This is a genomic window from Paenibacillus sp. FSL H7-0735 (genome assembly GCF_038008505.1).
GTDB classification, from domain to species: domain Bacteria; phylum Bacillota; class Bacilli; order Paenibacillales; family Paenibacillaceae; genus Paenibacillus_AQ; species Paenibacillus_AQ odorifer.
This window is the reverse complement of record NZ_JBBOZH010000001.1, coordinates 5,267,955-5,294,827: the sequence shown is the minus strand read 5'-3', so window position 1 is coordinate 5,294,827 and position 26,873 is coordinate 5,267,955. Positions and strand designations below refer to the sequence as shown.

At 39.9% G+C, this 26,873-nt stretch carries 29 protein-coding genes; 25 read left to right on the top strand and 4 right to left on the bottom strand.

Annotated features, from left to right (window positions below; genetic code table 11):
* Positions 1 to 146: 146 nt before the first annotated feature.
* The 5 genes from NSS82_RS24165 (at position 147) to NSS82_RS24145 (ending at position 5,849) form a co-directional block, all read left to right on the top strand.
* Complete coding sequence (locus NSS82_RS24165) at positions 147 to 1,124, top strand: phosphotransferase enzyme family protein (RefSeq protein ID WP_038572637.1); 978 nt, start codon at positions 147 to 149, stop codon at positions 1,122 to 1,124.
* A gap of 610 nt (positions 1,125 to 1,734) precedes the next feature.
* Entirely contained in the window at positions 1,735 to 2,052 is a 318-nt protein-coding gene (locus tag NSS82_RS24160) for a transposase (RefSeq protein WP_036683594.1), read from the top strand.
* The gene (locus NSS82_RS24155) at positions 2,001 to 2,927 is read left to right on the top strand and encodes an IS3 family transposase (RefSeq protein ID WP_143767984.1); all 927 of its coding nucleotides are present in this window, start codon (positions 2,001 to 2,003) and stop codon (positions 2,925 to 2,927) included. Before NSS82_RS24160 ends, NSS82_RS24155 begins: the two co-directional genes overlap by 52 nt.
* Positions 2,928 to 3,830: 903 nt before the next feature.
* The gene (locus NSS82_RS24150; RefSeq protein WP_076273049.1) at positions 3,831 to 4,649 is read left to right on the top strand and encodes a MerR family transcriptional regulator; all 819 of its coding nucleotides are present in this window, start codon (positions 3,831 to 3,833) and stop codon (positions 4,647 to 4,649) included.
* A 24-nt stretch (positions 4,650 to 4,673) separates the two neighbouring features.
* Entirely contained in the window at positions 4,674 to 5,849 is a 1,176-nt protein-coding gene (locus NSS82_RS24145) for an MFS transporter (protein ID WP_076273048.1), read from the top strand.
* 273 nt (positions 5,850 to 6,122) lie between these two features.
* On the opposite strand, the gene NSS82_RS24140 is transcribed toward NSS82_RS24145, so the two are convergent.
* The gene (locus NSS82_RS24140) at positions 6,123 to 6,455 is read right to left on the bottom strand and encodes a winged helix-turn-helix transcriptional regulator (RefSeq protein ID WP_076104327.1); all 333 of its coding nucleotides are present in this window, start codon (positions 6,453 to 6,455) and stop codon (positions 6,123 to 6,125) included.
* 122 nt (positions 6,456 to 6,577) lie between these two features.
* On the opposite strand from NSS82_RS24140, the gene NSS82_RS24135 reads away from it, so the two are divergent.
* On the top strand, positions 6,578 to 7,498 hold the full coding sequence (locus NSS82_RS24135) for an NmrA/HSCARG family protein (protein ID WP_076273047.1): 921 nt from the start codon (positions 6,578 to 6,580) through the stop codon (positions 7,496 to 7,498).
* 263 nt (positions 7,499 to 7,761) lie between these two features.
* Here NSS82_RS24135 and NSS82_RS24130 read toward each other — a convergent pair whose 3' ends face one another.
* Entirely contained in the window at positions 7,762 to 8,220 is a 459-nt protein-coding gene (locus NSS82_RS24130) for a hypothetical protein (RefSeq protein WP_076273046.1), read from the bottom strand.
* A 270-nt stretch (positions 8,221 to 8,490) separates the two neighbouring features.
* Between NSS82_RS24130 and NSS82_RS24125 the strand changes: the two genes are divergently transcribed.
* From NSS82_RS24125 to NSS82_RS24055, 15 genes are all read left to right on the top strand, one after another.
* Positions 8,491 to 8,727, top strand: coding sequence for a hypothetical protein (locus tag NSS82_RS24125; RefSeq protein WP_143759012.1), 237 nt, complete (start codon positions 8,491 to 8,493; stop codon positions 8,725 to 8,727).
* 485 nt (positions 8,728 to 9,212) lie between these two features.
* Positions 9,213 to 9,734: a GNAT family N-acetyltransferase gene (locus NSS82_RS24120; protein WP_076273044.1), complete on the top strand. Its 522-nt coding sequence runs from the start codon at positions 9,213 to 9,215 to the stop codon at positions 9,732 to 9,734.
* A gap of 167 nt (positions 9,735 to 9,901) precedes the next feature.
* Positions 9,902 to 10,369 (top strand): hypothetical protein, encoded by a 468-nt coding sequence (locus NSS82_RS24115; RefSeq protein WP_076273043.1) that lies wholly within the window; start codon positions 9,902 to 9,904, stop codon positions 10,367 to 10,369.
* A gap of 492 nt (positions 10,370 to 10,861) precedes the next feature.
* Positions 10,862 to 11,629: a nucleotidyltransferase domain-containing protein gene (locus NSS82_RS24110; protein WP_076104334.1), complete on the top strand. Its 768-nt coding sequence runs from the start codon at positions 10,862 to 10,864 to the stop codon at positions 11,627 to 11,629.
* A gap of 286 nt (positions 11,630 to 11,915) precedes the next feature.
* Entirely contained in the window at positions 11,916 to 12,698 is a 783-nt protein-coding gene (locus NSS82_RS24105; protein ID WP_076128395.1) for an SDR family oxidoreductase, read from the top strand.
* Between the two features lie 405 nt (positions 12,699 to 13,103).
* Positions 13,104 to 13,958, top strand: a complete 855-nt coding sequence (locus NSS82_RS24100; protein ID WP_076098601.1) for a hypothetical protein — start codon at positions 13,104 to 13,106, stop codon at positions 13,956 to 13,958.
* Between the two features lie 178 nt (positions 13,959 to 14,136).
* Positions 14,137 to 14,580 (top strand): GNAT family N-acetyltransferase, encoded by a 444-nt coding sequence (locus NSS82_RS24095; RefSeq protein WP_076104336.1) that lies wholly within the window; start codon positions 14,137 to 14,139, stop codon positions 14,578 to 14,580.
* Positions 14,581 to 14,702: 122 nt separating this feature from the next.
* Positions 14,703 to 15,143 carry a DUF6678 family protein gene (locus NSS82_RS24090; protein WP_051491267.1) on the top strand — a complete coding sequence of 147 codons (441 nt, stop codon included), beginning with the start codon at positions 14,703 to 14,705 and terminating at the stop codon, positions 15,141 to 15,143.
* Between the two features lie 308 nt (positions 15,144 to 15,451).
* Positions 15,452 to 16,636 (top strand): MGDG synthase family glycosyltransferase, encoded by a 1,185-nt coding sequence (locus NSS82_RS24085; RefSeq protein WP_076273042.1) that lies wholly within the window; start codon positions 15,452 to 15,454, stop codon positions 16,634 to 16,636.
* Positions 16,623 to 16,796 carry a hypothetical protein gene (locus NSS82_RS24080; protein WP_178944238.1) on the top strand — a complete coding sequence of 58 codons (174 nt, stop codon included), beginning with the start codon at positions 16,623 to 16,625 and terminating at the stop codon, positions 16,794 to 16,796. Before NSS82_RS24085 ends, NSS82_RS24080 begins: the two co-directional genes overlap by 14 nt.
* 42 nt (positions 16,797 to 16,838) lie before the next feature.
* On the top strand, positions 16,839 to 17,903 hold the full coding sequence (locus tag NSS82_RS24075) for a serine hydrolase domain-containing protein (RefSeq protein WP_076215355.1): 1,065 nt from the start codon (positions 16,839 to 16,841) through the stop codon (positions 17,901 to 17,903).
* 114 nt (positions 17,904 to 18,017) lie between these two features.
* A complete protein-coding gene (locus NSS82_RS24070; RefSeq protein ID WP_038572617.1) occupies positions 18,018 to 19,127 on the top strand; it encodes a hypothetical protein in 1,110 nt (369 codons plus the stop codon).
* Positions 19,128 to 19,281: 154 nt separating this feature from the next.
* A complete protein-coding gene (locus NSS82_RS24065; protein ID WP_076273041.1) occupies positions 19,282 to 19,740 on the top strand; it encodes a GNAT family N-acetyltransferase in 459 nt (152 codons plus the stop codon).
* A gap of 28 nt (positions 19,741 to 19,768) precedes the next feature.
* Positions 19,769 to 21,241, top strand: a complete 1,473-nt coding sequence (locus NSS82_RS24060; protein WP_076273040.1) for an amidase family protein — start codon at positions 19,769 to 19,771, stop codon at positions 21,239 to 21,241.
* Positions 21,242 to 21,440: 199 nt separating this feature from the next.
* Positions 21,441 to 22,016: a dihydrofolate reductase family protein gene (locus tag NSS82_RS24055; RefSeq protein ID WP_038572611.1), complete on the top strand. Its 576-nt coding sequence runs from the start codon at positions 21,441 to 21,443 to the stop codon at positions 22,014 to 22,016.
* 141 nt (positions 22,017 to 22,157) lie between these two features.
* On the opposite strand, the gene NSS82_RS24050 is transcribed toward NSS82_RS24055, so the two are convergent.
* Positions 22,158 to 22,355 (bottom strand): hypothetical protein, encoded by a 198-nt coding sequence (locus NSS82_RS24050; protein WP_036683067.1) that lies wholly within the window; start codon positions 22,353 to 22,355, stop codon positions 22,158 to 22,160.
* 186 nt (positions 22,356 to 22,541) lie between these two features.
* Here NSS82_RS24050 and NSS82_RS24045 point away from each other — a divergent pair, with 186 nt between their 5' ends.
* The 4 genes from NSS82_RS24045 to NSS82_RS24030 all read left to right on the top strand — a co-directional run bounded on the left by NSS82_RS24045 (position 22,542) and on the right by NSS82_RS24030 (position 25,482).
* Positions 22,542 to 22,892, top strand: a complete 351-nt coding sequence (locus tag NSS82_RS24045) for an MmcQ/YjbR family DNA-binding protein (protein WP_036683066.1) — start codon at positions 22,542 to 22,544, stop codon at positions 22,890 to 22,892.
* 77 nt (positions 22,893 to 22,969) lie between these two features.
* A complete protein-coding gene (locus tag NSS82_RS24040) occupies positions 22,970 to 23,161 on the top strand; it encodes a hypothetical protein (RefSeq protein WP_036683062.1) in 192 nt (63 codons plus the stop codon).
* A gap of 160 nt (positions 23,162 to 23,321) precedes the next feature.
* A complete protein-coding gene (locus NSS82_RS24035) occupies positions 23,322 to 24,170 on the top strand; it encodes a GNAT family N-acetyltransferase (protein ID WP_341109901.1) in 849 nt (282 codons plus the stop codon).
* Between the two features lie 172 nt (positions 24,171 to 24,342).
* On the top strand, positions 24,343 to 25,482 hold the full coding sequence (locus NSS82_RS24030; RefSeq protein WP_076273039.1) for a 5-methyltetrahydropteroyltriglutamate--homocysteine S-methyltransferase: 1,140 nt from the start codon (positions 24,343 to 24,345) through the stop codon (positions 25,480 to 25,482).
* A gap of 446 nt (positions 25,483 to 25,928) precedes the next feature.
* Here NSS82_RS24030 and NSS82_RS24025 read toward each other — a convergent pair whose 3' ends face one another.
* The gene (locus tag NSS82_RS24025) at positions 25,929 to 26,870 is read right to left on the bottom strand and encodes an NAD(P)H-binding protein (RefSeq protein WP_076273038.1); all 942 of its coding nucleotides are present in this window, start codon (positions 26,868 to 26,870) and stop codon (positions 25,929 to 25,931) included.
* Between the last annotated feature and the right edge of the window lie 3 nt (positions 26,871 to 26,873).

The window sequence follows — 26,873 nt, the reverse complement described above, 5'->3', positions numbered from 1 at the left end:
GGCTGCCTTTATTCAACTAACGGGCAAGTTACCTTAATAAACTAGGTGGTGGATAAAATATAAATATAAGAGTTCTCTCCCGAACTATTAGAAAAAGTCATGGTACGATGTCCTTATTCGGTTGTTTCAGGGGGAGTGAGGAGAACATGTTAAATACTCATGATGTTGCAATAGAAGCATTAACTTGTTATTCAATTACTTATCAATCAATAGATCATATTGGTCAAAATGCAAACACTATCTATAAAGTGACAGATGAAGAAAGTAACTGCTATAGTTTGCGGATACATCTATCAAAAAATGATTCGATGGAAAGGATTTGGTCTGAGGAAAAAGTCATTCATTCAGAAATGATTTGGCTGGAATCATTAATAAATGATACTGATTTGGTGTTACCGTCACCTATAAAAAATAACATTGGTGAATATGTTACTAAGATAGCTGACATGAACTGTACATTGGTAAAATGGGTAGAGGGTGAGCAAAAACAATTTGTTCCAACAGTCAATGATGCCGAGTACGTAGGCAAATTGATCGGAAAGCTTCATAAACAATCATCTATTTGGAAGGTTCCGCAATCATTTACTAGACCATCCTTTGATAATACTAGAATTTCACAATCATTAGAAAAGCTCAAACAGCTTGCTGACGGTGGTGAGCTCAATAAAAATGATGTGGCAATTCTGCAATTGGCAGGAGAGCGTGCAATTTTAATGATGAACGATATAGAAAGAACACCTAGCAACTGGGGGGTAATTCACGCAGACTTGATTCCAAGTAATTATGTGTTTCATAAACAAGAAGCTAGAGCCATTGATTTTGGAGCTTGCGGGTTCGGATATTATTTATTCGATTTAGGTTGGACACTTTCTTATATCCATCCAGTTTTCAGAAGCCAGTTGCTAGAATCATACGCAAAACAATTCGACCTGCCTCATAACTATGTTCAACAGTTAGAAGGCTTCTTTGTGGCGGCCCAACTTGAAACAATGAATTTTTGGCTTGGGTTGCCTGATTCTAATGAGTGGTTGCCCAGTCATATTAGTAAATTAGCAAGTCGGGAATTTAAGTTATATGTAAATAAAGAAGAATTTCTCTTCAGTGGGACTCCTTACTGGGAGTAGTTTGTTTAATTAACGGGAAACGATGGCTCAAGAATCACGATCAGGCAGCTGCGTGGTCGGCTGCTTTTTGCTCGATCTTGATCGTATCGGACCGTATTGCAGCTATTCCAGCATATGAGTTCATATTGCGAAGGTTTCGGACTGTATAGCTCTTATTGCACTTGATTTGCATAGAAAAGAAGTACATTTGAGCGAATAGCTGCAACTGAGTCCGATAGTTTGGCAAAACGAGCTGAATTATGGAAATAAGAGCAACTGAGTCCGAACAGTTGGTGAAAAGAACGCCGCCTGCCAAATTTGCTCCTAAACGTGCTACCCAGTGCTTAAACTAGCCGTCTATGGCTCAAGCTATCTACACCGTGCGCGGAATTAGCTACCTATAGCCTAACCTAGCTGCACCGTGCGCAGAATTTGTTACCGGTTGCTCAAACTAACCGCCTATGTCTCGAAACTAGCTGCCCTTTGCGCGATCTTGATCGTATCGGACCGTATTGCAGCTATTCCAGCATATGGGTTCATATTGCGAAGGTTTCGGACTGTATGAAGCTAGAATAAAAAGTGGACAGTAGTTAACAGACTGGCGATAATGAGTCCACGGAGGTGTGTTCACATGGGAGAACATCGACAACGGTATAACGAAGAATTTAAAAAACAGACAGTGCAGTTCATTCAAGAGCAAACAAAGACAGTGGGCGACTTGGCGGAAGAGCTCAACATCCCAAAAAGTACCCTGCATCAATGGATGAGCCAGTATCGAGAACTAAAGAATGAACCGGCAGCTAGCGTGGATCGAGTACGGGAACTCGAGGCACAGTTGAAAGAAATGAGCCGACAACTTCAAGAAAAAGATAACAAGATTGCTGATGTGGAAGAGGAATTAGCGATCGTAAAAAAAGCAGTGCACATCTTCAGCAAACCAAGGAACTGAGATTCCAGTTTATTGAAAAACATCGCTCCGAGTTTCTCTTGGAGAAGATGTGCATGACCCTACATGTGTCACGGAGCGGGTACTACAAGTGGCGGACAGAAAAAACCAGTACGCATATGCTTCGTAAGGCTGCGATAATGAAGCGAATTCAGTATCATTTTGCAGACCATCAAAAGCGGTATGGGAGTCCGAAGATCACCCGCCTGTTACATCAAGAAGGTTATACCGTTACCGAACGCACGGTGAGTGTGTACATGCGACATATGAAGCTTCGCTCCATTGTCTCCAAAACGTATCGCGTACAGACCACTGACTCCAATCATGACCATCCGATTGCCCCGAATACGCTGAACCAGCAATTTAAAATACTCAAACCCAATTCAGTATGGGTTACCGACATTACGTACATTCCTTGCCGGGGAGGGCGCTTGTACCTGGCTAGTGTAATGGACCTTTGCACGCGCGAAATCGTGGGGTGGCGCTTGGAGAACCATATGGAAACTAGCTTAATTTCGGGCGCCTTACAAGATGCTTACGAAGCTAAACAACCGGAAAAGGGTCTATTACATCACTCCGATAGAGGTTCTCAATATACTTCTCATGAATACAGGCAGCAGTTGAAAGCGTATGGCATGGAGTCCAGCATGAGCCGCAGAGGTAACTGTTATGATAACGCCTGTATCGAGTCGTGGCACAGCATTTTGAAAAAGGAGCTCATTTATTGTAATCCACGATTCAAAACTAAGGAGCAAGCCTACCAGACACTTTTTCAATATATTGAGTTTTATTATAACCGCAAGCGAATGCATGGCGCGCTGGGGTATCTTTCTCCAGTTCGTTTTGCTGAGCAATTGACTAGAATGTCTGTTGCGTAACTGTCCACTTTCTTGACAGAGGTCCAGTATAGCTCTTATTGCCCTTGATTTGCATAGAAAAGAAGTACATTTGAGCGAATAGCTGCAACTGAGTCCGATAGTGTGGCAAAACGAGCTGAATTATGGAAATAAGAGCAACTGAGTCCGAACAGTTGGTGAAAAGAACGCCGCCTGCCAAATTTGCTCCTAAACGTGCTACCCAGTGCTTAAACTAGCCGTCTATGGCTCAAGCTATCTACACCGTGCGCGGAATTAGCTACCTATAGCCCAACCTAGCTGCACCGTGCGCAGAATTTGTTACCTGTTGCTCAAACTAGCCGCCTATGTCTCGAAACTAGCTGCCTTTTGCTCGATCTTGATCGTATCGGACCGTATTGCAGCTATTCCAGCATATGGGTTCATATTGCGAAGGTTTCGGACTGTATAGCTCTTATTGCCCTTGATTTGCATAGAAAAGAAGTACATTTGAGCGAATAGCTGCAACTGAGTCCGATAGTGTGGCAAAACGAGCTGAATTATGGAAATAAGAGCAACTGAGTCCGAACAGTTGGTGAAAAGAACGCCGCCTGCCAAATTTGCTCCTAAACGTGCTACCCAGTGCTTAAACTAGCCGTCTATAGCTCAAGCTATCTACACCGTGCGCGGAATTAGCTACCTATAGCCCAACCTAGCTACTCCGTGCGATAATTTAAGGATGGGCAAAGGTGAAAACGTTTATTGGCTTATTACGCACCAATTAAACATTGGAAAGAAGCATAATATAAACAAGAAGGCAGCCGATCAACACGATCAGCTGCTTTTGTTCATCTAAGAGTAATTTCTTAAATAAATAAAGGCATCCTTGACTTTCCCCTGCACGGGAAGCTGTATACTCACATTATGTTATAGATTGGAGATGATATTTTGTTCAAAATCAGTGCATTTTCTAGGCTAAGCAAGGTGTCCTTAAAAACACTGCGTTATTACGACCAGATTGGCATACTTAGGCCGAAAAAAGTGGATCAGGATACGTGCTACCGTTACTATTCCGCAGATCAGCTTCTAGAGCTCAACCGAATTTTAATCTATAAGGAATTGGGTTTTACATTGCCCCAAATTAAACAGCTGCTTCAGGAAAATATTTCATTAGAAAATATTCAAGGCATGTTTAAGCTGAAAAGAAGCGAAATCCAGCATATCATCGATACGGAACAAGCTAAACTCGTCAGGATTGAGGAGCGTATGCAGCTTATAGAAAAAGAGGGGCAATTCGAAACGGGTCAAGAAATCAGAGTCAAGGCAGAGGCTGCTCAATTGTTTCTTTATCAGAAAGCATGCGGGAAAGAAGAGGACATTCCGGATTTGCTTCGTCAATTTGATCAGTTTATAACGACGGAAAATCGTCAATTAATTCAAGGTCCTCAGGTTGTTTTGTGGAAAGAAGTCGAAGGAAAAGAGGATGAGTTTGAGTTTGAAGTCGGGTATTTTTTAACCTGTGAGCTGCGATCATTCCCAGAACCGTTTCAGCTACGGACTCTTCCTCCTGAACCGATGATGGCCACAATGGCTTTTCATTCAAATACTAATTTTGATTGTGCGGCCTGTGTTCATTTAGCGAAATGGATTGAGAAAAACAACTATCAGATCAAGGAGAACGAACCGGGCAGGGAGTTGTATTTACCGTTAACTCCAGAACGAGATGCACAATTCATAGAAATACAAATTCCCATTATAAATAGATAACTGAAGAAGGTGGAGTGGGGGAAATTGAAAAATAAACGGATCATTTATATTCTGGCACTGGCTGTTTTTCTGATTGGAACCATTGAATATATTATTACGGGAGTTATTGAGATGATCGCTGTGGACTTGGGAGTATCTACTTCTGAAGTTGGATTATTGGTGACTGTGTTTGCCCTCTCTGCAGCCATTGTCGCTCCTGTTTTGATTGCATTAACGATCAATGCAGATCGCAAGAAACTACTAATGACCACCCTAGGTGTGTTTATTGCCAGCAACGGACTTATGTTTGTAGATCTTGCTTATGAGACAGTACTATGGATACGTATTATCCAAGGGGCTAGCGGAGGAATCGCTACCGTTGTAGCCATGGCAATAGCGACCCGACTCGTTGAAAAAGAAAAAAGGGGCAATGCCATCGGTATCATTTTGATGGGGCTTAGCAGTTCACTAGTGCTTGGTGTTCCTGTGGGCACATTTTTTAGTGAGATGTTTGGATGGAGAGTGCTATTTGTTTTAATCGGATTATTAAGCATTCTTCCACTACTTATCATCTATAAAAAGGTTCCGGCAATCAAAGAAGAGGAGAAGGTTACTCTTAGAATGCAGCTTTCTATTTTAAAAAATCCAACCATTCTGATGGCCTTGGTTATTACGCTATTTTATGTCGGCGGCTATTCTACATTGTTTACTTATATTACGCCTTTCTTGCAAGCCACGTCCTCCCTTTCCATGACCGAAATCAGCGGTGTTCTGTTCCTAGCTGGCATTTGCAGCTTTGTCGGATCAAGGCTGGGCGGACAATTGGCAGATGCAAAGGGATCTAAATTTACCATTTGTCTCGGGCTCCTGTTACAAGGGGCGACTCTGCTTTTATTCGCTCTAGCTGGAGTCAATCTCTTGGTTTTAATCTTGGTATTAATGATTTTTATGTTAGCAACGTGGAGTATTTCCCCGGCCCAGCAACTATATCTGGTTACTCTGGCGCCTAGAAATCCGGACATTGCTCTTAGTGTAAATACTTCGTTCATCCAATTTGGCTTTGCACTGGGATCTGGATTAGGCGGGTTAGTTATCAGTCGTACATCTGTCCTATATTTGAATTGGCTGGGTTTTGCCGCTGTATGCATAGCTTTACTTCTTGCCATCTTACTATTTAAAAAAATGAGCAGTAGGACTAAAACTACTATGGCTATTAAATAAGAAATGGATCGAACTGCTGATGATTTCGAGAGCCGGGTGGATAGAATTAATTGCCTATCCTGGTTTTCAAGGGCTATATGAAATTAATGAAAAAAGTGGTTGGTTTGACTGCGATAACCTCGAAGAATTTATTTTTGAAGTCGAATCACATGTCGATTCATTACCTTAACTTTACGCTAACGTGAAACGATAACTCAATAACGACACACAGGCAGTCGGTCAATGGATCGGCTGCCTATGTTCAACTAACGGGCAGGTTAGTGTAATCAGGAATTAACCCTGTTGCGTATGTTCTTTCCCCCAGTCACACATAGTTTTTGTTATAGGAAGCAAAGATACCCCTTTATCGCTTAAAGAATATTCAACTTTTGGTGGGATTTGAGAATATTCCTGACGTATTATTAATTGTTCTTTTTCTAATTCTTTCAGTTGCTTGCTTAACATTTTATGTGTAATCCCATTAATGGATCTTTTTAGTTCATTGTATCGCATCACTTTATCTCGTCCTAAAAAGAAAATAATTAACATCTTCCATTTTCCACTCATAATGGAGAGGGTATATTCAAAGGATTCCAATCCATTGAAATTTTCATTGCTCTCGTTCATTCTAATACTCTCCTTTTGGATAGTAACTCACTAATAAGTGCATACTGTTTTTTAATCACATTATATACTATCCTATGCTTATTACTACATCAATAAATTTTCGCAACAAAGGAGTTTTTCAAATGAATAATAAGCAAAAAGTAATATTAGTCACAGGTGCAACTGGTTTACAAGGGGGATCTGTGGCACGGGAAGCATTAAAGCAGGGATTTAAAGTCCGTATTTTAGTTAGAGATAAAAATTCTACTAAAGCCCAGGCACTTATTCAAAAAGGGGCAGAGGCTGTAGTAGGTAACTTCGATGACCCAACCTCTTTGGAAAATGCTATGAAAAATGTCGATGCTGTTTTTTCTGTGCCTATCTCTGGCGTGGATACCAATGAAACAGATAGAGAGAGAAAACAGGATTTTGCATTAATTCAAAGTGCAATAAAAAGTGGCGTAGAACAATTTGTGCATACTTCCGTTGCAGCCACAAGCAGATATACGGAATTCCCGGAATGGGGAACAGGTTATTGGTTTGAAAAATATTGGACAGATAAGTGGGATATAGAGGAAGCTGTTCGTTCAGCAGGCTTTCCTTTATGGACTATCGTGAAACCAGCACATATTATGGAAAATTTCACTGAAAAACCTGAGTTAATGTATCCACTTTTAAAACAAGGGGAAATAAAAACGGTTACGTTTGCGGATACACGTATAGATCACATTGCAGTTGAAGATATTGCTTCTTTTGTTTGTGCAGCCTTTGCAAATCCTGAAAAATTCAATAAACATAATATTGAATTAGCTGCCGAATCGCTGTCATATAAAGAAATTGCCGAGATCATCTCGGAGGTAACAGGAAAAGAGCTTAAAATCACAACACTTAGTATTGAGGAAGCATTAGAGCAAGGGATTCATCCATTATCTGTACGAAGTGAGCAATGGAATAACGTAGCTGGTTATAATGTAGATATTGATTCGTTAAAAACTTATAATCTTAAATTAACCCCGTTTAAAGAATGGGCAGAGAAATATAAAGACAAGATTAATATCGGCTAATCCCCGGAGGTTTATTTGAGAAACAGTACTAAGCTAACGGGCAGATTAACGTAGGAAAATAGATATGGACGTGACTGAAACGGAGCTTTTAAATATAGCTATATATATTGAACTTGAAAATATTTTATAAGGGAAGAGAGACGCAAATATAAAATATTGGGAATACGGATGTTAGTGGTTATGGATCTATCAATAATTAAGTAAAACATGAAAGCGAAGAAGGAGCCATTGTCGAAAAACAACGGCTCCTTCTTTATGACTTGCTATTTTGATGAACTTGTTGGAATATGAGCATCAGTCGGGTTTTCATTTGTTTCATTTATGAGTAACGAATTGGGATAAAATTTCGAAAATGTTGATTCATCTACTTTTAAAAAAAACTTGCCTTCAAAAATTAGTTGATTCGTATTAGGTCCGATTTGATCTAAATTTCTTGCTATCTCCGATTCCTTAAAGATACTTTGTTTATCTGCTCGCAAGAACATGCCATGAGGTGTATATAGTTGACTATAATACCCTTTTGCGATTTTTGATTCTACGGATTCTTTTACAGATTCTACGGATTCCACGTTATTTGTTGAAAAATTAGTGTTAACAGGATGTTCATCTGTCTTATTTACGGTTACCATTTCTGGATAGGTGTCTGCTTTTGAATTGGATATTAACACCACTCCTGAAATAATAGTCACTGCAAAGGCTATTAAGCCTATTTTTTTAAACATACTATCCCCAACCTTTCTTTACCAGTAAATATGTCCTACTTTAAAACATTATATTCACAAAAATGTTGAACGAATCGATAAGGTTCGTAAAGGAAAAGATCCCACTATAAAATGTTCTATTTTCCTAATTTTATAATAATACCTTTTAAAGTACATGTGAACATCATTTTACGATAATATTAATTTCCTTATGCATTAAATCTCCAATTCTTCTCTATGTATTTCCGGTGGCATTTGGAAAGACGTGCGTTAACCGAAATTGTAGACATTTTGGACAAATTATTTCCTGCCCTCAGCGGGTATTTGGAACGCTTAACGCAAGCTGGGACTTCAGGCCTTGAATTTGGTGTGTATCCTGGAGGAATCCGAAAACTTTCTGACGAACAAGAAGAACGGCTGAAGGAGACCATTGCCAAGCAAAGAACGGTGGATGCTAGATTCGAAGCGAAATGCACTTGGACGTTCGTGCATGGGTCCTTCGCGAGTTCGGCGAGAAATATACCCTAAAAGGAATCCCTAGAATGCTGAACGGCTTGGTTTTAGCTATACAAAAGCCACCTATACGCTGGTATGAGACAACAAGAGGAACAAAAACAATTCCGCGATGTCACTTTACCTGAGCTAAAGGAGAAACTGAACCAGCGAGAAATTGACCGTCTTTTATTTGAAAAAGAACCCTTTTTTTGAGCATTCAACTATCGGGAAACGATAGTTGAATAATACATTACATTGATAAGCAGGTGCTTCGGTATTCTGCTCTTTTATTAAGCTAACAGGCAGGATAGTTCAATCGTTTCTCGAATTCTTTTTGAGATGGAGTAATTTACGAACTCCGTGAATATAACGTTATGCCTTCACTTATCTTTTTACATCACTTTAAGCCACTCGGTATCGTGTAATAAACGTTATACGACATACAAGCTAAAATATTTCGAAAATATATTGACAAGAAATTGAAATTTACATCTAAGCAAAGAAAAGGAGATTAATGTATGAGTATAAAATTTAGAAAAGTAAGTGATTTTAACCGTGGGTTAATCTTTGAATTGACAGATGCTTATTTATTTGATTGCAGATATGAACAAAATTGTAGTTCAGATTGGCAGGAATTTGATAATTTCTTCTTTGATAATTTACAGATTGCAGATGAAAGTGGGTTTATTACTACATTAAACGATGAAGCAATTGGTTTTGTTTCATGGGACCCAAGAAATGTACCTGATTATGTGGAAATCGGACATAATTGTATTGCTACAAAACAAAAAAGCAATGGTTATGGTAAAATGCAACTCCAAGAAGCTGTTAATAGAATCATAAAAAATGATGTTAGGAAAATTGTTGTAACTACTAATATCGACTTTATACCTGCTCAAAAAATGTATGAGAGTGTTGGATTCAAAATACATCAAAAAAGAAAAGTTGAGGGTTTTGTTAGAAAACATATAGATTATGTATATTCTTTAGAAGGTAGGAACACACATAACACCATAATAACGCATCGGGACATTCGGTAAAATTCATTACGCTAACGGGACACGATAGTTGAATAATACAAATTGATGAGCAGGAGCTAAGGTATCCTGCTTTTTTCATTGAACTAACGGGTAGTTTAGTTCTGATATGTGCTAATATAGTTTATGTAAAACCAATAAATTAACACGGGTCATCCCAGGTGATTTGTATGAGTTTAACCCACGAATTTTTTCTTCTTAACGTTGATTTTGATTTGAATAACAGATATGAATGGTACAGAAATAATCGGTATACATGGGCTGAGAAGTCTGTAGTATTAGATGAGACTATTCAATACATGACGGATTTTTTGAACTGGTTACCTTCATATAACCCTGAAACAAAAGTAAGTCACAAAGGGTTAAATTACTATGGCGTAACCGTTATTAATAAGCTTGGAGCAGAGAAGCTAATAAAGATATTAGATAAATGGCTTGAACTAATCGGAGAAGCCCCAGACACTTTTAGTTTAAGGGGAGATACTATTTGGAAAGAAGAAGAGAATGAAGAGGGCTACTGGGAACAGACGAGAAATTGGTTGAAACGAGAAACAATGCAAAGTGAATTAGAAGTATTAATTGACTTGGCTGCCAAAGCTTCAGCCAATAACCAATTGATTATTCACTTCGGAATCTAAGTACAGCCGATGAAAGTAAAAAACTATGAGCTTATAGGCTGGTTAGAAACCAGCAGTGATTGATGTGATAATCGAAATTGATGGTTACTTTGAGAATGTACTGCTTAAAGGCAAAACATGTTCAATTATAGAATTAAGAAATATGTACATTATTGCCAAAAGTCATTGCACAAACATAAATGATATTTCAGCCATCTTTTGCAGACTATTTGAATTTGAATTAATTCATGAAGCATACAAAGAAGGGATTGGGATTGATTTCGTAATTGATACAGATACAGACCATGTTTATACACCAAGGTATTAAACTAACTGGAAACGTTAATTTAATAAAAACATGTAAGCAGCCGCTCAAACAACCGGCTGCTTTTTCATTAAAGCTAACGGGCAGGATAGTTGAATGATTTCGCGAATAACTTAAGTCATGACGAATTTACGAAGTTCGCAAAAAGGCGTTAGTCGAAAGAAGTTCTTAGTTTAGGAGGAGTCTATATGATATTAGAAAAAGTTATAAATAGAATTGAAATACAAAGTGAATATAAGGATTTTGTTGATAAGTATATAGATAATATACTTACCGAATTCAAAGGTAAGATTCATAGCATTTATATGTGTGGCTCGATTCCAAAAGGAACTGCTAAACCTTTTAAGTCAGATGCAGACTTTACTATTGTATGTGTAAATCCCAAAGATATTGATTACGAAAGATTGTCAAATATTAAAGACAGGCTTTTGGAAGAATATCCAATAGTAACTAAGATTGATACGATAATTTGCTCGATTGACGATGTATTAAGTAAACCAAATGAGTGGGGTTTTTGGGTAAAGATAATTTGTGTTTGCATATATGGTCATGACGTTGGTGAAAAAGTACCACCGATAATTATTTCTCCAGAGTTCATTTTAGACTTAAATACAGAGACCAAGGAGGAAATAGATCGTATACATAGTTTACTTTCTAATGCTAGTGATAACACAATGAAAACTAGATATATTAAAGGTTACTCTAAGAGATTAATTCGTGCATTATACTCTTTGGTTTTAGAAGATACAGGTGTATGGCAAGATGACATTATTAAGATGAAGAATGCCCTATTAAACTATTGTGAGATTGACTCCGCTTTAGTTGATTATCTGTATGCTTGTTACTTGGATAGTAATGTACTTGTTGAAGAGTTTCTGGGAATTGCAGATGAAGTATGTAGCTATTTTGAGAACGTCTTAAATGCAATGGCTGCTTCCAGAACTTCCTTCGGCTAACACCATATTGACGCTCCGGGTCACTCTGAGAAGCGAGTGACCACATCCAGCCCCCTAAGCCCGTCGGGACGTCACTGCGTTAGGTGTTTGGCAAGCCTCACAACTATAAGCAGCGACTCTAATTAAAACATATGACTATTGAGCTAACGGGAACTTTAGTTGAATAATACACGTTAATGAGCAGGCGCTACGGTAGCCTGCTGTTTTCATTGAAGTAACGGGCAGATTTGCACAATAGTCACCGCAGTTTAATGCGACTTCAAAATAAAAAGGAGAGAAAAGACCCATGAATACTACACTTGGCAGATTAACAGGTCGAATCGCAATAGTAACAGGTGCAAGTCGCAGCACAGGAATCGGTGCTGCAGTGTGCAAAGAGTTGGCCTATCTAGGCGCTGATGTATTTTTTACACACTGGGTTAGTTACGATCAACAGATGCCCTGGGGTAGCAATAACGAGGAGCAAAAGCAACTTTGTGAGGAAATACGTTCCATGGGCGTTCGTTGCGAACACCTAATGATGGATCTTTCTGTACCTGAAAGCTTTGTGGATTTATTAAATAACGTTGAGCAGAAGCTAGGAGAACCTTCCATTCTTGTTAACAATGCTTGTTATTCGGTTAACGATGACTTAACCACGATTACCCCAGAGTCTTTGGATGCACACTACGCAATTAATGTTAGGGCGGTAACTATGCTTAGTGTGGAATTCGCTAGACGGTTTACGCAATCGGCAGGTGGTCGAGTTATTAATATGACATCGGGCCAATCACTAGGTCCCATGGCTGGGGAAATCTCTTATGCCACAACGAAAGGGGCAATAGATGCTTTCACACGAACTTTTGCAGCAGAGGTGGGACCGAAAGGCATCACCGTAAATGCGATAAATCCTGGACCCACAGACACCGGCTGGATGACTCCTGACCTACGACAGCAGTTATCTAAGCAATTTGTAACAGGTAGAGTAGGATTGCCTAAGGATGCAGCTCGTCTGGTTGCATTCTTAGCCACCGATGATGGGGAGTGGATTACCGGCCAAGTTTTACATTCCACGGGTGGATTCAACTAACGGAGAACGATAGTTGAATAATACATTACATTGATAAGCAGGTGCTTCGGTATCCTGCTCTTTTTATTAAGCTAACAGGCAGGATTGTTTAGAAAGTCCCTGATTGTATTTACCTATGCTTACTGTTAATCTAAACAATAGAGATGCAAACAAAGGAGCATAAACTTATCATGTGGAATACTCTGTAAAGATTAACAATTTGAAAGGATGCCTGAAATAGTGACTACACTATTTTATTAGGTATGCTTTTCTTTAATCTTATAGGGTATGCAGGAAAAGGTGTATCATATACCCATCCAGCGGATACCTGATGGTATCCGCTTTTATTCGTGGGAAACAGCATAACAGCATCTCTATTGATTCCTACCTGTTTATCCTTCTACTAGCGAGTGGAGGAACTTTGTTATGCGATCGAAGTTAGTCTTGATTGAGGGAATGCCAGGATCTGGTAAAACAACAACTGCTCAGCAAGTTCATGAAATTCTTACGGAAGTGAACATTACATCCCAGCTTTTTTTAGAAGGAAATCTGGAACATCCTGCTGATTATGATGGAGTCGCTTTCTTTAAGAAAACCGAATGCGATGAATTATTGAATACCCGTAAAAAGTTTAAAGATTTGTTGAGTAATCTAATGATTAAACAAGGTAACGATTACTTCCTGGAATATCGGAAAATAAAAAATGAAGTCTGGTCAAGTTTTCCAGATGAATTGCATCACGCAGTTTTTAAACATGATATTTATGAATTGCCGCTAGATCAAAATAGGAAACTGATAACAGAAAGATGGAAGAAGTTTGCGGATCGTGTTTTGTATGGCGCAGACACCTTTGTTTTTGATTGTTGTTTTATACAAAACCCTGTAACTATAGGCATGATTAAACATGGTGCGAAGAAGGAAGACGTTATAAGTTATGTTATTGAACTGGCAACAATTGTAGAGCGATTGAATCCATTGTTGATATATGTACAGCAGAATGATCTTGATCATTCTTTCAGAAAGGCTGTAAAGGAAAGACCTCAGGAATGGTCAGAGGGATTTATTGAATATTACACGAACCAAGGGTATGGAAAAGAACAAAATTATAAAGGGTTAGATGGAACACTGCAGGTTCTTAAAGCAAGAAGGGAACTGGAAGAAGAAATTTTTAACAGATTAAACATTACCAAGATAAAAGTTGATAACTCTTCTTATAATAAAAATGATTATAAGCAAGTTTTAGAGGGCATTTTATCAGAATATTATAAAACAACAAACTAATGAGAGATTGGATTCTAATGATTGCAGGCTGAAAAAGAGGCAATCTATAAAGCTTACGGGAAACGATAGCTGAGGAGCATTGCCATGACAATGCTCCTCTTTTATTTGTTAAAGTTACGGGCAGGATTGCTTCATCAATTGTCAAATCCTTTGCTTGAATATTTCTATAAAGGGGGGGATGGAAATTAAAATACGAGAAGTTGTAGCAAATGATTATACTGAAGTTGTTTTTTTATGGAATGATGTACTTGGCGTTCGCAATGTTAATATTGAAAACTTTCGAGTTACTATGGAAAACATGAATAAGGCTGGAAATTACAAAACATTCGTTGCATTATTTGAAAATGATGTGGTTGGTTTTGTCACTATAGTTCAGGCGTTATCCGTAGGGTCTTCGAATGGTTATCTACATATTCAAGGGCTTGCTGTTAAAAAGGAATTACAGCATAGTGGGATAGGTACAGAACTACTAAGATACACTGAAAATTACGCTAAAGAAATGGAAATATCAAGTATTATTTTATGTAGCGGATTTAAGCGAACCGACGCCCATGCTTTCTATGTGCATAATGGCTATGACAAAGATTCATACTGCTTTGATAAGATTATTAAACTTGACTAATTTTGAATATGTAATAGCCGAGCAGCCATTTTGTATTAAGTTAACGGATAACGATAACTCAATAACGACACACGGGCAGGTCAGCGTGGGATTTATGTTGTTATTCAGGAGGATTTTTAATTGTGGGTTTTGAACAGGATTTTAAAAAAAGGGTACATGAAGTTATTACACAGAAACAATTATGTTCAGTTATGAATGACACTAAGTGGGGAAACTTACAAAGTGATGTACTAAATAAACTACCTTTTACCCCTCCATATCAAGCTAAGTATGTATTAGACGATATACTTTATCCAGAGAACTTCGAAAACGACGTCTGGTATTTAGGGGATTGGATAGAAGGACTTTCACCTTTTTTTTCTGTAGAATGGATACGGGTTAGACCAAGGTATCAGAAGCACAAGGGGAATCTGCTTCCTCCTGAATTAATTGACATAAGTAAAGAATTTCTTTCGATTTTACATGAATTAAGAATTCCGTATAGAGAAGAAAATAATACATTTTTCATTTATGGATATATATCAAATACAGACTCACTTTTCAAAGGTAATCAATTGAGCTAACGGGACACGTTAGTTCAATAAACCAGCGGCAGTCTAAAACTTTATTTACTCAGACACCAACTTTCATTTAATTTGATCATATTACATGTTCGAAGATGCTTTCAGACACAGTTGGCCTTTAACTAAACACAGAACATTAATCCTATCGTTACTGGAGGTTGATGCACTGTGTTTTTTTCTGCGGATTTCTTCGTTTGCTTCGCTCTATAGAAAATCATGAAGTTAATATTCAGTTGAGGATCTCATCACTATCTGTTTACGATTCAGAGTTAGAGTTAGAGAAGGCCAAGCGAAAAAGGAGCTTTCTCATGAACACAGATCCTAAAGTACTTATTGTAACTTCGGCATTTGGAGACGGGCATATCAAAGTAGCAGAAGCAATTGATCATTCTTTTAGACGTAGAGGGATCAGCCGGATTGTTACCTTGGATCTTTTCGCTGCAGTCTACCCTAGTCTGAATGAGCTGTCCCGCAGATTCTATCTGAACAGCACAGGTTATACTCAAGAATTTTATGGATTAGTGTACAAGTTGACGAGCAAGATTAAACCAGACCAGTTCATGGGTAAATGGATTCATTCTATGGGCAAGCGGAAAGTGCAAAGGATCATCGACGAGATTGGACCGGATATTATCATTCATACCTTTCCCTATTTGGCCGCTGCTGAGCTTGCATCAACAAAGGGAAGACGAATCCCCCTTTTCACTGTCATGACGGATTATGTGGTTCATGGCAGGTGGCTTCATCCACAAACCTCGAAGTATTTTATTGCTACGGAAAGTATGAAAGCAGAACTGATGTCATTAGGTATTGCTGAAGAAAAGCTTGTGGTTAGCGGGATTCCGATTCGTGAAGCTTTTGAACAGACTCAGGAACGTGAAGGCCTTTTACGTAAGCATGGACTAGATGGAAATCGACATTATCTATTACTTGCGGCAGGGGCTTACGGCGTGTTGAGTGATATTAACCATTTAATAATAAGGGCGCTGCAGCAATCAAACTTCGATGTAATGGTATTGTGCGGGAATAATCATAAGCTCCAGATGGCTACGGAAGAGCTTTTTCAAGAGAATCCTCGGGTTCACATACGGGGTTATACAGAAGAAATGCAGGAGCTAATGTGCATATCCTCCTGTCTGTTGACCAAAGCAGGGGGGATTACCTTGACTGAGGCGATGGCTCTAGCACTTCCTGTAATTGTCTATCGTCCGCTCCCCGGTCAGGAGGCAGGCAATGCAGAATGGTTGTCTGAGCACAATTTAATAGAGATTGCCCGAAACGAGGAGCAGTTAGTAGAGCAGCTTCAGAGATTGGAGCATCTGGGGTACAGGGATGAAAAGGTGCAGGATATGAAGAACTTTTCCCGGAAATCAGCTGCGGATGCTATCGTTACTGAGGCTTTAGAGGTTATCAAGCTGCGGCAGCCGTCTGTTTCAGCCGTAAAATCTATGGTTGTTGAAGGGCAGGTGAAGACGATTCATGGATATTATTAGCAAGGTAGAAAGACCACGCGTTGTGGGTCCTCTAATTGGAGGCTGGCTCGGAAGCTCGGGAAATGAATTGCTGCCTTTTCAAGTAAGCGACTGTTTATTTGATTATAATTATTTATTACCAGATAAAGGGTCGATAAGATGTTATTATTTGTATGGGTGAATTTATTGAAAATGGTGCTTTATTGTCATTGGGGAGGACAAAATGTACAAGAATCAGAAGATAGAGGATATTTTGCATGAAATGCTAATCAAGTTTGTGGAAAATGAAAAGTTTCCGGGATTAGCGACCGGAATCGTAAAGGACAACCAAGTTCTGTTTACTGGTGAATATGGGACGGCAAATTTATCGACGGGTGATCCTGTAGTTCGTGGCACTTTGTTTCACCAAGCCTCTGTCTCCAAAACCTTCGTAGCAACCGCCATTATGCAATTAGTTGAGCGTGGTAAGGTAGAATTGGATGCCCCCATCACTAAATACCTGTCATATTTTAAGTTAGAGGATGAGCGGTATCAAAATATAACAATAAGACAGCTTATGAATCATACCTCCGGTATGCCTGATGAGGAAGATTATGCGTGGGATCGCCCTGAATACGACGAGCAAAGTCTTGAACGATATGTAAAAGGGATAGGTCACCACAAGCTGTTAAGCCAACCGGGAGAGAAATTTGCCTATAGTAATATAGGATATGAGATCTTGGGAGATATGATAGCAAAAGTCAGCGATATGAGCTTCGAGCAGTATATGGAAAAAAATATCCTTGAACCAACAGGAATGCAGTCCAGTTCTTTTCTTAAACAGGAGGTTGAAGCTTATATTGCTGCACCTCATGTGCTTGGAGCTACCCATGAATGTGGTGGCTGCGTTAGTAGTGTTTTTCCATATAACAGGGCCCATGCACCTAGCTCCACTTTATATACCCATGCCGAAGATATGTGCCAATATCTGTTGATGCATCTAAACGGTGGAACAGCCGGGAACGGCAATGAAATCCTCCAGCCAGGTAGCTATGATGAAATGTGGAAACCTCATGCACAAACGGGCTATGATCCGGAAAATGCACAGATAGGATTGGGCTGGTTTCTAGGAGAATATAAAGGTTCTCGTATTCTCTCACATTCCGGCTGGGATACTGGATTCTTAAGCAATCTGTTCCTGCTTCCCGATGAAAAAATCGCTATTTCTGTTATGAGTAATTGTGACTATGTCAACATGGGCAGTGCATGCTTCCCAATCCTTGATCTGTTGCTTGGCTCCAATATTTAGAACGAGTCTGTAACTGATTTTACAACTTCATAACAAGGGGCTTCGTACTTTATAACATTCGTAACTTAAAGTACATGTAAGTTAAGCCCACTTACACTATGGAGGTTATGAGAAATGAAGAGTAAAGATGTGAAATCAGCCCTTGGGGTGATCGCGATATCCGGTGGTCTGCTGGCCCTGACTGCTTTGGCAGTGCCCAAAATCGTCGCTTACACTACAGTGAACCAGAATGTGTCTCAAGCGAACGTTTCCTACACGCAAGAACTCAACCAGAAGCCTGCTGTTCAACTGGCGAGCAGCCAGATCCCGGTACTTAAGGTTGCAACCAAAACACCGGTCTCGACGATCAAGTCGTATTTTGAGCGCACAGTCACCGCTGAAGAAATTAAGCAGATTAATGAGTATGCAGAGAAGGCCAGGCTCACTGGCAAGGATGAACAGCTTACGCGGCAATTTACGGACCAGGAGAATAAGCGGCGGATGTTATTGGATGATCAATACAAGTACGATGGTTTACGGCCCAAGCAGAAGCTACCTTTGAAATCAGGGAGCTCCGAATTTTATCTGGATCAAAGCAAATTTACCTATGTATTTCCTAAGCGCGAACTGACCGATGAAGAAATGCTGCAATTGATCGACTGGAATTACCGTTTTAATTATGTGGTAAGCCTCAATCTTGTCGTGGCACAGCCAGATAAGAAGGACATCAGTCAGGATGAAGCCCTACGCAGAGCAAAAGAGAGCGTAAGCCGTCTATTCGGTGTGGATCTCTCTAAGTTGCAGGCTCAGACCTCATATCATAAGCCTTTTCCTGATTCGAAAGGTCAATGGTTCGTTAATTTTCTACCTTACCGGGCAGAGACACTGCGGGCTCAGGATAAGTCCTATTTCATGTATAATACGTTCGTGGATGCAAAGAGTGGGACCGTACTGGATACCACGATAGTGGATCTGTCCTATAAGAGAACTCCGATTACAGCAGCTATAAATAAAAAGATTAGCCAGGATTCCAGCTGGCTTCAAGCCGCTAAATCCATTGTGGTGGACAAGCAGGGCGAGACCCGTGCGATAACCAGCTCCTCTATCATTAAAGACAGTGCATATGACAAAAGCGGAGTGGTAGCGGTCTTGGTCAAACTGAAAGACGGTAGCACCTACACGGCAGAGCTGCGCTATCCCGAGAAGACGCTGCGCTGCCTGATCTATACACCGGTTTCTAAGTAATGAAGTGAACCAGCGTTATAACCTACTTTAGTATTTACAACCTACAGCAAGCCCCACTCGGGGCTTGCTGCTATGCATTTTGAGAGCTGGTGGATGACTATTGTGAGAGCAGACATGGGTATAGGAATTTCTTTTTACAAGAAGGGATGGTTAGATGCTAGATATTAAATCCTTACAAGAATGTCCTCTTCGTCAAAATGAGCTTATTAAGTATGTCAAAAAACGGTGGCCAAAAGTACAACAAGTTGTGCTCCCCAATATACAAGAAAGTTTAATCTCAAAAGATGAGGAGTTTCCTTTTACATTTTTGCTGTTGAAACATGATGTAATCATCGGGTTTTATCAATTAATTGAGCAGGAATTTATAACTCGAAAAGATTTATCACCTTGGATTGCGCCATTGTTTATTGACGAAAGTGAGAGAGGCAAAGCACTAGGAGCCGTTTTGTTGGAGCATGCCAGAAAAATAGCTGGACAACTAGGTTATACAAAAGTCTACTTGGCGACGGATCATATTCTTTATTATGAGAAATATGGATTTAAGGAGATAGGTCTGGATAACTTCGAGTGGGGACGGCCCACCAAAATATATGAACATGACACTATTACATAAATGACCCAAATGGAAAGCAGGAGTTATCATGGAACATATCTTCGAATTAGCAAAAATAAAGAGTGAAGAAATAACGATACTCGAACTGCAGGATGCAATGGATAGAGGGGATGTTAGTTCTAGGGAACTTGTTATGTATTACATGTATCGGATAGCAACGTTTGACCAGAGTGGTCCCATGATAAACTCTATTATGGAAATGAATCCAGATGCGATTTTTATTGCCGAGGCATTAGATCAGGAGAGAAAATTAAGCGGAGCACGAAGTCTTTTACATGGTGTGCCTGTATTATTGAAAGGAAATATTGAAACGAATGATAAAATGCATACAACCGCTGGCGCATTAGCTTTGGAAAACCATGTTAGCTCAAACGATGCTTTTCTTGTCCAAAAACTAAGGGATGCTGGGGCAATTATACTTGCAAAAACAAATATGACGGAATGGGCAAATGGGATGTCATCATCCATGTGGGCTGGGTATAGCTCAATAGGAGGACAAACCAAAAATCCATACGGGGATCATTTTCCGGGGGGTTCCAGTACGGGTTCTGCCGCTTCTGTTGCAGCCAATTTTTCAACAGTAGCCGTGGGGACAGAGACGTCTGGCTCTATTTTAAGTCCAGCTGTGCAAAACGCAATTGTTGGTTTAAAGCCAACTGTAGGTCTAATAAGTAGATCAGGCATAATTCCATGGTCATATTCTCAGGATACAGCTGGACCTATGGCAAGGAATGTGACAGATGTTGCGATCTTATTAAATGCACTTACGGGAAAAGATGAAAGTGATCCTGCTACTTGTAAAAATGAATATTCTACTATGGACTACACAGCATTTTTGGATAAAGACGGATTAAATAAAGCGACCATAGGCGTTTTTAGAAATGCTCTACCTAAGAATTATTGTGACATGGGTGAATATGATGAACATTTATTTAATGATGCTGTGGCTAAATTAAAAGATTCTGGAGCCAACATAATAGATGATATAGATATTCCATCGTTCCATAGAGAGTGGAAATATAACAAAATGAATCTTGAATTTAAGCATTCCGTTGAAAATTACTTATATAACCTTCCGGCTCAACTTCCTGTCCATAACCTAAATGAATTGATGGAATGGAACGAGCGGAATTCGGAAAAGGCTTTGAAATATGGACAAGATATGCTGAACTATCGATCACAGCTAGATAAACCGTTGAATCATTCGGAATATATTGTAGAGTCTATCTCTGACTTATATTATTCGCAAAATATAGGGATCGATCATGCTTTAGAAAAGTATGGATTGGATGCAATCCTGTTTCCTGCTTATGTCGGAGCTGATTTAAGTGCTAGAGCAGGTTATCCAACTATAGCAGTGCCCGCAGGCTTTCAAGAGAATGGAAGAGCCTTTGGGATCACATTTGCAGGAACGGCATTTAGTGAACCGACACTCATTCGGATTGCATTTGCATTCGAACAACAAACGAAACACAGAAAAATGCCGGCTCTAAAGAAATGAAAGATGATTTGAAAATTAGAAAAAGGTGCATTTACAAACGAACGTATGTTTGCTAAAATGTTGATGTGGATAAAAATACCAAAGTGAAGAAAAGAGCGTTTGAGATTAGCAATCCATAAGAAACAACCCAAGTTGAATTCTGCTAAAATGTAGTTAATGTCTAATGTAGATATCCCTCATGAACAAAGGAGAACTGAAAATGAGAAAACTCGTTCTATTTCTTCACGCATCGCTTGACGGTTTTGTAGAAGGGCCGAATGGTGAAATGGACATTGGCTGGGTTTCCTACGATGCTGATTTGGAGAACCATGCGAAAGAAATTCTGAGTACTGCCGACACTGTCATTTGGGGACGTGGGACTTATCAGATGATGCACAGTTACTGGCCATCTGTCCCTTCGAACCCATCAGCTTCGCAGCATGAACGGAATCATGCCGAGTGGATCGAAAAGACAGCTAAGATCGTTTTTTCCACGACGCTGGAGAAAGTCGAATGGAATAATTCCAGACTCGTGAAAGAAGCTGTCGAGGAAGAGATCAATAACCTCAAACAGCAGCCCGGCAAGGATATGGTCATCCTCGGCAGTCCTAGATTCGCACACCACCTTATGCAGCTTGATTTAATTGATGAGTATAAAATTACGGTTTCTCCCGTTCTGATCGGTAAGGGATTGCCATTATTCCAAGGTCTCAAGGAGAAGAGAAATCTTAAGCTAATCGAAAACAAGACCTTTGATTCTGGAGCCATAGGTCTCGTTTACCAGACGGTAAGATGACCTTGTCACTTAAGGTGATTACGCTCACGAGGAACGTTATTGGAACGACAACAGCGGCAGTCTAAGACTTTATTTATCAAGTCTTGGTCCGCCGCTGCTTGTTTTAATGGATCCAGTCTAATACTTTATTTTTACCAAACACTAATCAGATGTTGGTTCTTTCATAAACCATGAAATATGGGTGCATCGCTTACAAATAAGGATGGCAGCGTTTTTGTTCGCCCAGTCAAAGCCTAAAAATGATGCGCCGCTTGTGTTAAGCAGTTTATAATCCAGATCAAAGGTATCGTTTTGACAGCAAGGACAGGTTATTGGTGCGCCTGCAGCACTGTATCTCATTATAAAAACCTCCTGTAGATTTGTATATTACTTTAACGTATTTAAGGTTATTCAGGTTTCGTGCACTTGAAAGGATTACTCACGAGTTCATTTTGCCAAGGGCAAGAGTGTTAGGTTTATTTCAGTTATAATATTTGATATAAGGTATACAGGATTCGTTTTAATGAAGAAGGTGAGGGACTGATTTTGACCCATAATATTATCGAATACTGTTTACAAAAGAATGGAGCAACAAAGGATTTTCCTTTCGGCTTCGATCCAATGGTGATCAAAATTGCCGGTAAAATGTTCGCGCTTATATTTGAGAATAAGGGGAATTATGCTTACATAAATCTAAAATGTGATCCGGTGATTGCAGGGAACTTGCGAGAGCAGCATGAGAGCGTTCGGCCAGGATACCACATGAACAAAAAACACTGGAATACGATTGTTTTGGATGGCTCCTTACCAGAGTCGGATATCTATTTAATGATTGATCATTCTTACGATATGGTTGTCAAAAATCTCCCTAAGAGCCTCCGACAAACGATATATTGAAGGTGGCATTAAGTTGTCGTTAAAATGGCAATGAACTGGTATAATATGGTTTATATTCATGGGAAGGAGTTGTATTTATGTCTGACTTTTTTAATTCAGGACCTAATCCCAATTTGTCGGACCCTGCAGGCCATAAAGCAAACCATGATGTAAATGCGCAAAAATATCATACTGAAGGCGTTCCAGGATTCTGGAGTGAGGTAACCAATCTGTTGATCGTTGTGGCTATAATTGCTATCATTTTTTTAGTTATAAGGTTTGTTTTATGATTACCCTGGTTTAGAGTGAAGACATTGACTTTTAGGAGGCGGTTCCATTGGTAACTATCATTAGGTGGACAGAATTTAGAAGGATAACGCCTACTCGTCCATAAACTGCGTATTTCCTTCTTAATGAGGGTACTAGATGCAAGAATATAAAATTAGTACAATGAAAGACTATTCAAAGCAATCGATTGATCAAATCCGCATATTAGAACATCTTTGCAAGACGTCCGACAGATCAAGTTTGAGGGTGGGTATAGAAAGCCTTAAGGAGATAGACGGAGATGAGGCATTCTTGTGCCAGATCGATAACCAATTAGTCGGATTTCTCAGTTGGTATACTTCGGATGGCATCGAAGCTAATATTAACGGAATGGTTCACCCGGACTTTCGTCGCCAAGGTGTATTCCACGACTTACTGAAAAGTGCCGCATCAGATATGCAAATGCAAGGCATACAAACTTGCCGTTTTAGGATACCTTCTAATTCTGAATCAGGGATGGATTATATACGGTATTTAGGGGCAAGTGCTGCACCGTCTGAATTCCTCATGGTTTTTAATCGGGCACAAATCGCTGGATCAAGCCACTCCGGTTTAGCTGTGCGATTAGAAGAAGATCAGGATTTAGAGTTCATGGTTAAATGTTCATCACAAGCTTTTGGTGATTCAGAGTCCTGGACTAGGAATTATTTAACTCGTACAAGAGAACCGGCACGGATTACTTACATTGCTGTGGACAACATGATTCCGGTTGGGATGATCAGAGTCAATTATTTAGATACAAATACAGCGGTTATACATGATTTTTGTGTGCTTCCTTCGTGTCAAGGCAGAGGATACGGACGTGAAATTCTTTCAGAGGTAGTTAAAATCTTGCGAGATCAGAGGGATTTCCAGATTCGTCTTGGCGTGGTCACTCAAAATAGAAAGGCATTATCCCTCTATCAGTCGATTGGGTTTGAGGTGACTGCGGAGTCTAATTACTATGTAATATCCGTCGATATGATTTATTAAGAAAGAGGCGCTACTCATGCGCCTCTTCTTTTTTTATCATGCCCTTCTAATTATCACGCTGAATCTAGCTATAGTTAATACTTATAACCTGTCATAGCTCATTGGTAGATCGGTTTAGTCAGTCGGTTATGCTATATTTATTCTAATAATTTGTTTACGAGGAGATTAATATATGAGCATTCAAACCGTACCCCAAAAACGAACCGTTACTCCATTTCGATATGATATCGTGGGCAGCTTCCTGCGCCCCCAAGCGTTGAAAGAGGCTAGATTAAAATTCAAGAATGGTGAAATTACTGCCGAGCAGTTGAAGGAAGTAGAGAACGACGAAATCGTTAAGCTCGTGCAGAAACAAAAAGAGGTGGGTCTTCAAGCAGTAACCGATGGCGAATTCCGCCGCTCTTGGTGGCACCTCGACTTCTTCTGGGGACTTGACGGTGTAGATCGGACAATTATTGACCAAGGTTACCAATTTAACGGTGCAGAGTCCAGACCAGAAACAGCCCGACTGACCGGGAAAATAAGCTACAGCAGCCATCCTTTTGTTTCGCATTATGAATTTTTAAAAGGTGCTGCTGGTGAGGACGTTGTTGCGCGTCAATCGATTCCTGCGGCTGCACAATTCCTGTTCGAGCTAGATCGGGCGGAAAACAAGGAAAGCACAAATGAATTATACCCGAATCGCGAAGAGCTTATCTCGGATATTGCCAAAGCATACAAAGCATCGATTCTGGCCTTCTATGCAGCGGGCTGCCGCAGTATTCAGATCGACGATTGTACGTGGGGAGCGCTTTGCGACGAACAGTTTATAGCATTTATGAATCAGATTGGCGTGAACGTAGCTGAATATGCAAGCGAACTTGCAAAATTGAATGAGGAAGTTGTAACTGGTCTGCCGGAAGACCTTGTTGTAACGACCCATGTATGCCGGGGCAATTATGTTTCGACTTATGCTGGAGTAGGTGGAGGCTACGAGCCTATCGCGCAAACGCTTCTTAATATCAATAACTACTCGGGTTATTATCTGGAGTTTGATACCGAACGTGCAGGTGACTTCAAGCCATTGCGTTTCTTGAAAGACAATCAGCAGGTTGTGTTAGGTCTGTTCTCATCCAAATTTGGTGAGCTTGAAAGCAAGGAAGATATTCTGAAGCGTATTGAGGAAGCGAAGCAATACGTTGATCTAAACCGGATTTGCCTTAGCCCGCAATGTGGCTTTGCTTCTACGGAAGAAGGCAACCACCTGACAGAAGAGCAGCAATGGCGTAAGCTTGCTTATATTAAAGAAATTGCTGAAGAGATCTGGAACTAACTTTAATTAAAAAGTAGACAGAGATAAAGATAAAGCACCTTTAGCCATTCGGATGTTTATCCGTACGGTTAAAGGTGTATTTTGTTCTACAGTGAGCATACCGATATACTTGGCGAGTTCTATCTATACCGTGACGGAGGATTAGGGAAAACCTCCCTAATAAAAGCCGATAATTGCTCTAAATGAATGAAATTAGGGAATAACTCCCTAAAAACAGAGCAATATCAAGATTTACCATCAAATCAGTCGAATTTCAGGGAGAAATTCCCTGATTATTAGTCTGATGACCAGAATCCTCTGGTAATAAGGGAGGAATTCCCTAATTATCTCCAGGGCGAGCATATGATTGAGCTTTACGGAGTTTTTTTGCCAAGCTCAGTATAAAAGAAATCACCCCCGTTTAATAAACGGGGGTGATTTAGCCTAAGAAGTAAGAGTGTCAGCTTTTAATTGTCTTTAGAGTGTCTTTCGCCAACCTGGAATTCATCGGCATGTTCAAACATATATTTCACGGTCAGAGGGTCATGACCAGTAAGTTGTTTGAAGTCGTCTGTATAAACATCCATTTTTCCTTCACGAATAGCTTGTCCGAAAGTAACCATACCTTCTGAAGAAAAGGGTGCTTCGGAGCCTTCTTTAAATGCACCGTCGGTGGTTCTAGGCACGCCCATTGCTTCGAATACGGCATAATTTTCTTCATCCGTGTTTTCTTTGTAGGTGATATGATTGCCCGTTACTTCATTACCAATCTTAATGAAATCGGTAATTGTCATCAATTCAAGTCCGTTGATATTTAGAATCGCTTCCTGATAATTATTGGAGGCTAGGGCATACGCAACGGCTTTTGCGCAATCCTTCCGCGAGATATAAGCCATTTTACCGTCACCTTGATTGTTTGTTAATACCCCGTCACCCTTCACATACGTGAAGTAATTGGTAATCATGGCTTCCGCGTATTGGGAATTCCGAAGGAAGATATAATCTAGCCCAACGCTTTGAATATAACGCTCGGTATATACATGGTCGATTTTTTCTACGCTTGGATTGCTTTCATCGGCTGCGTTTACTAGAGAAGTATAAATGATTTGTTTGACTCCAGCTTCTTTGGCAGCATCGACCACATTTTTTTGTGCATTTTGGCGTTTTTCTCCAACAAAAGGCATGGAGATTAGAGCGAGTTTATCGGCATGAGCAAAAGCTTCGGCAAGGCCGTCCTTGTTATTAAAGTTGGTCACATGTGTTTCAATCCCTTGTTCCGCATATTCTTTCAAACATGCTGGATCGTAAGCGCAAAAAATGATTTGGTCTTTATCTATCAGCTCCAACAAATATTCCGCAGCTTGCTTCCCTAGATTTCCATCGACACCAGTCAACAATAATTTACCCATGAT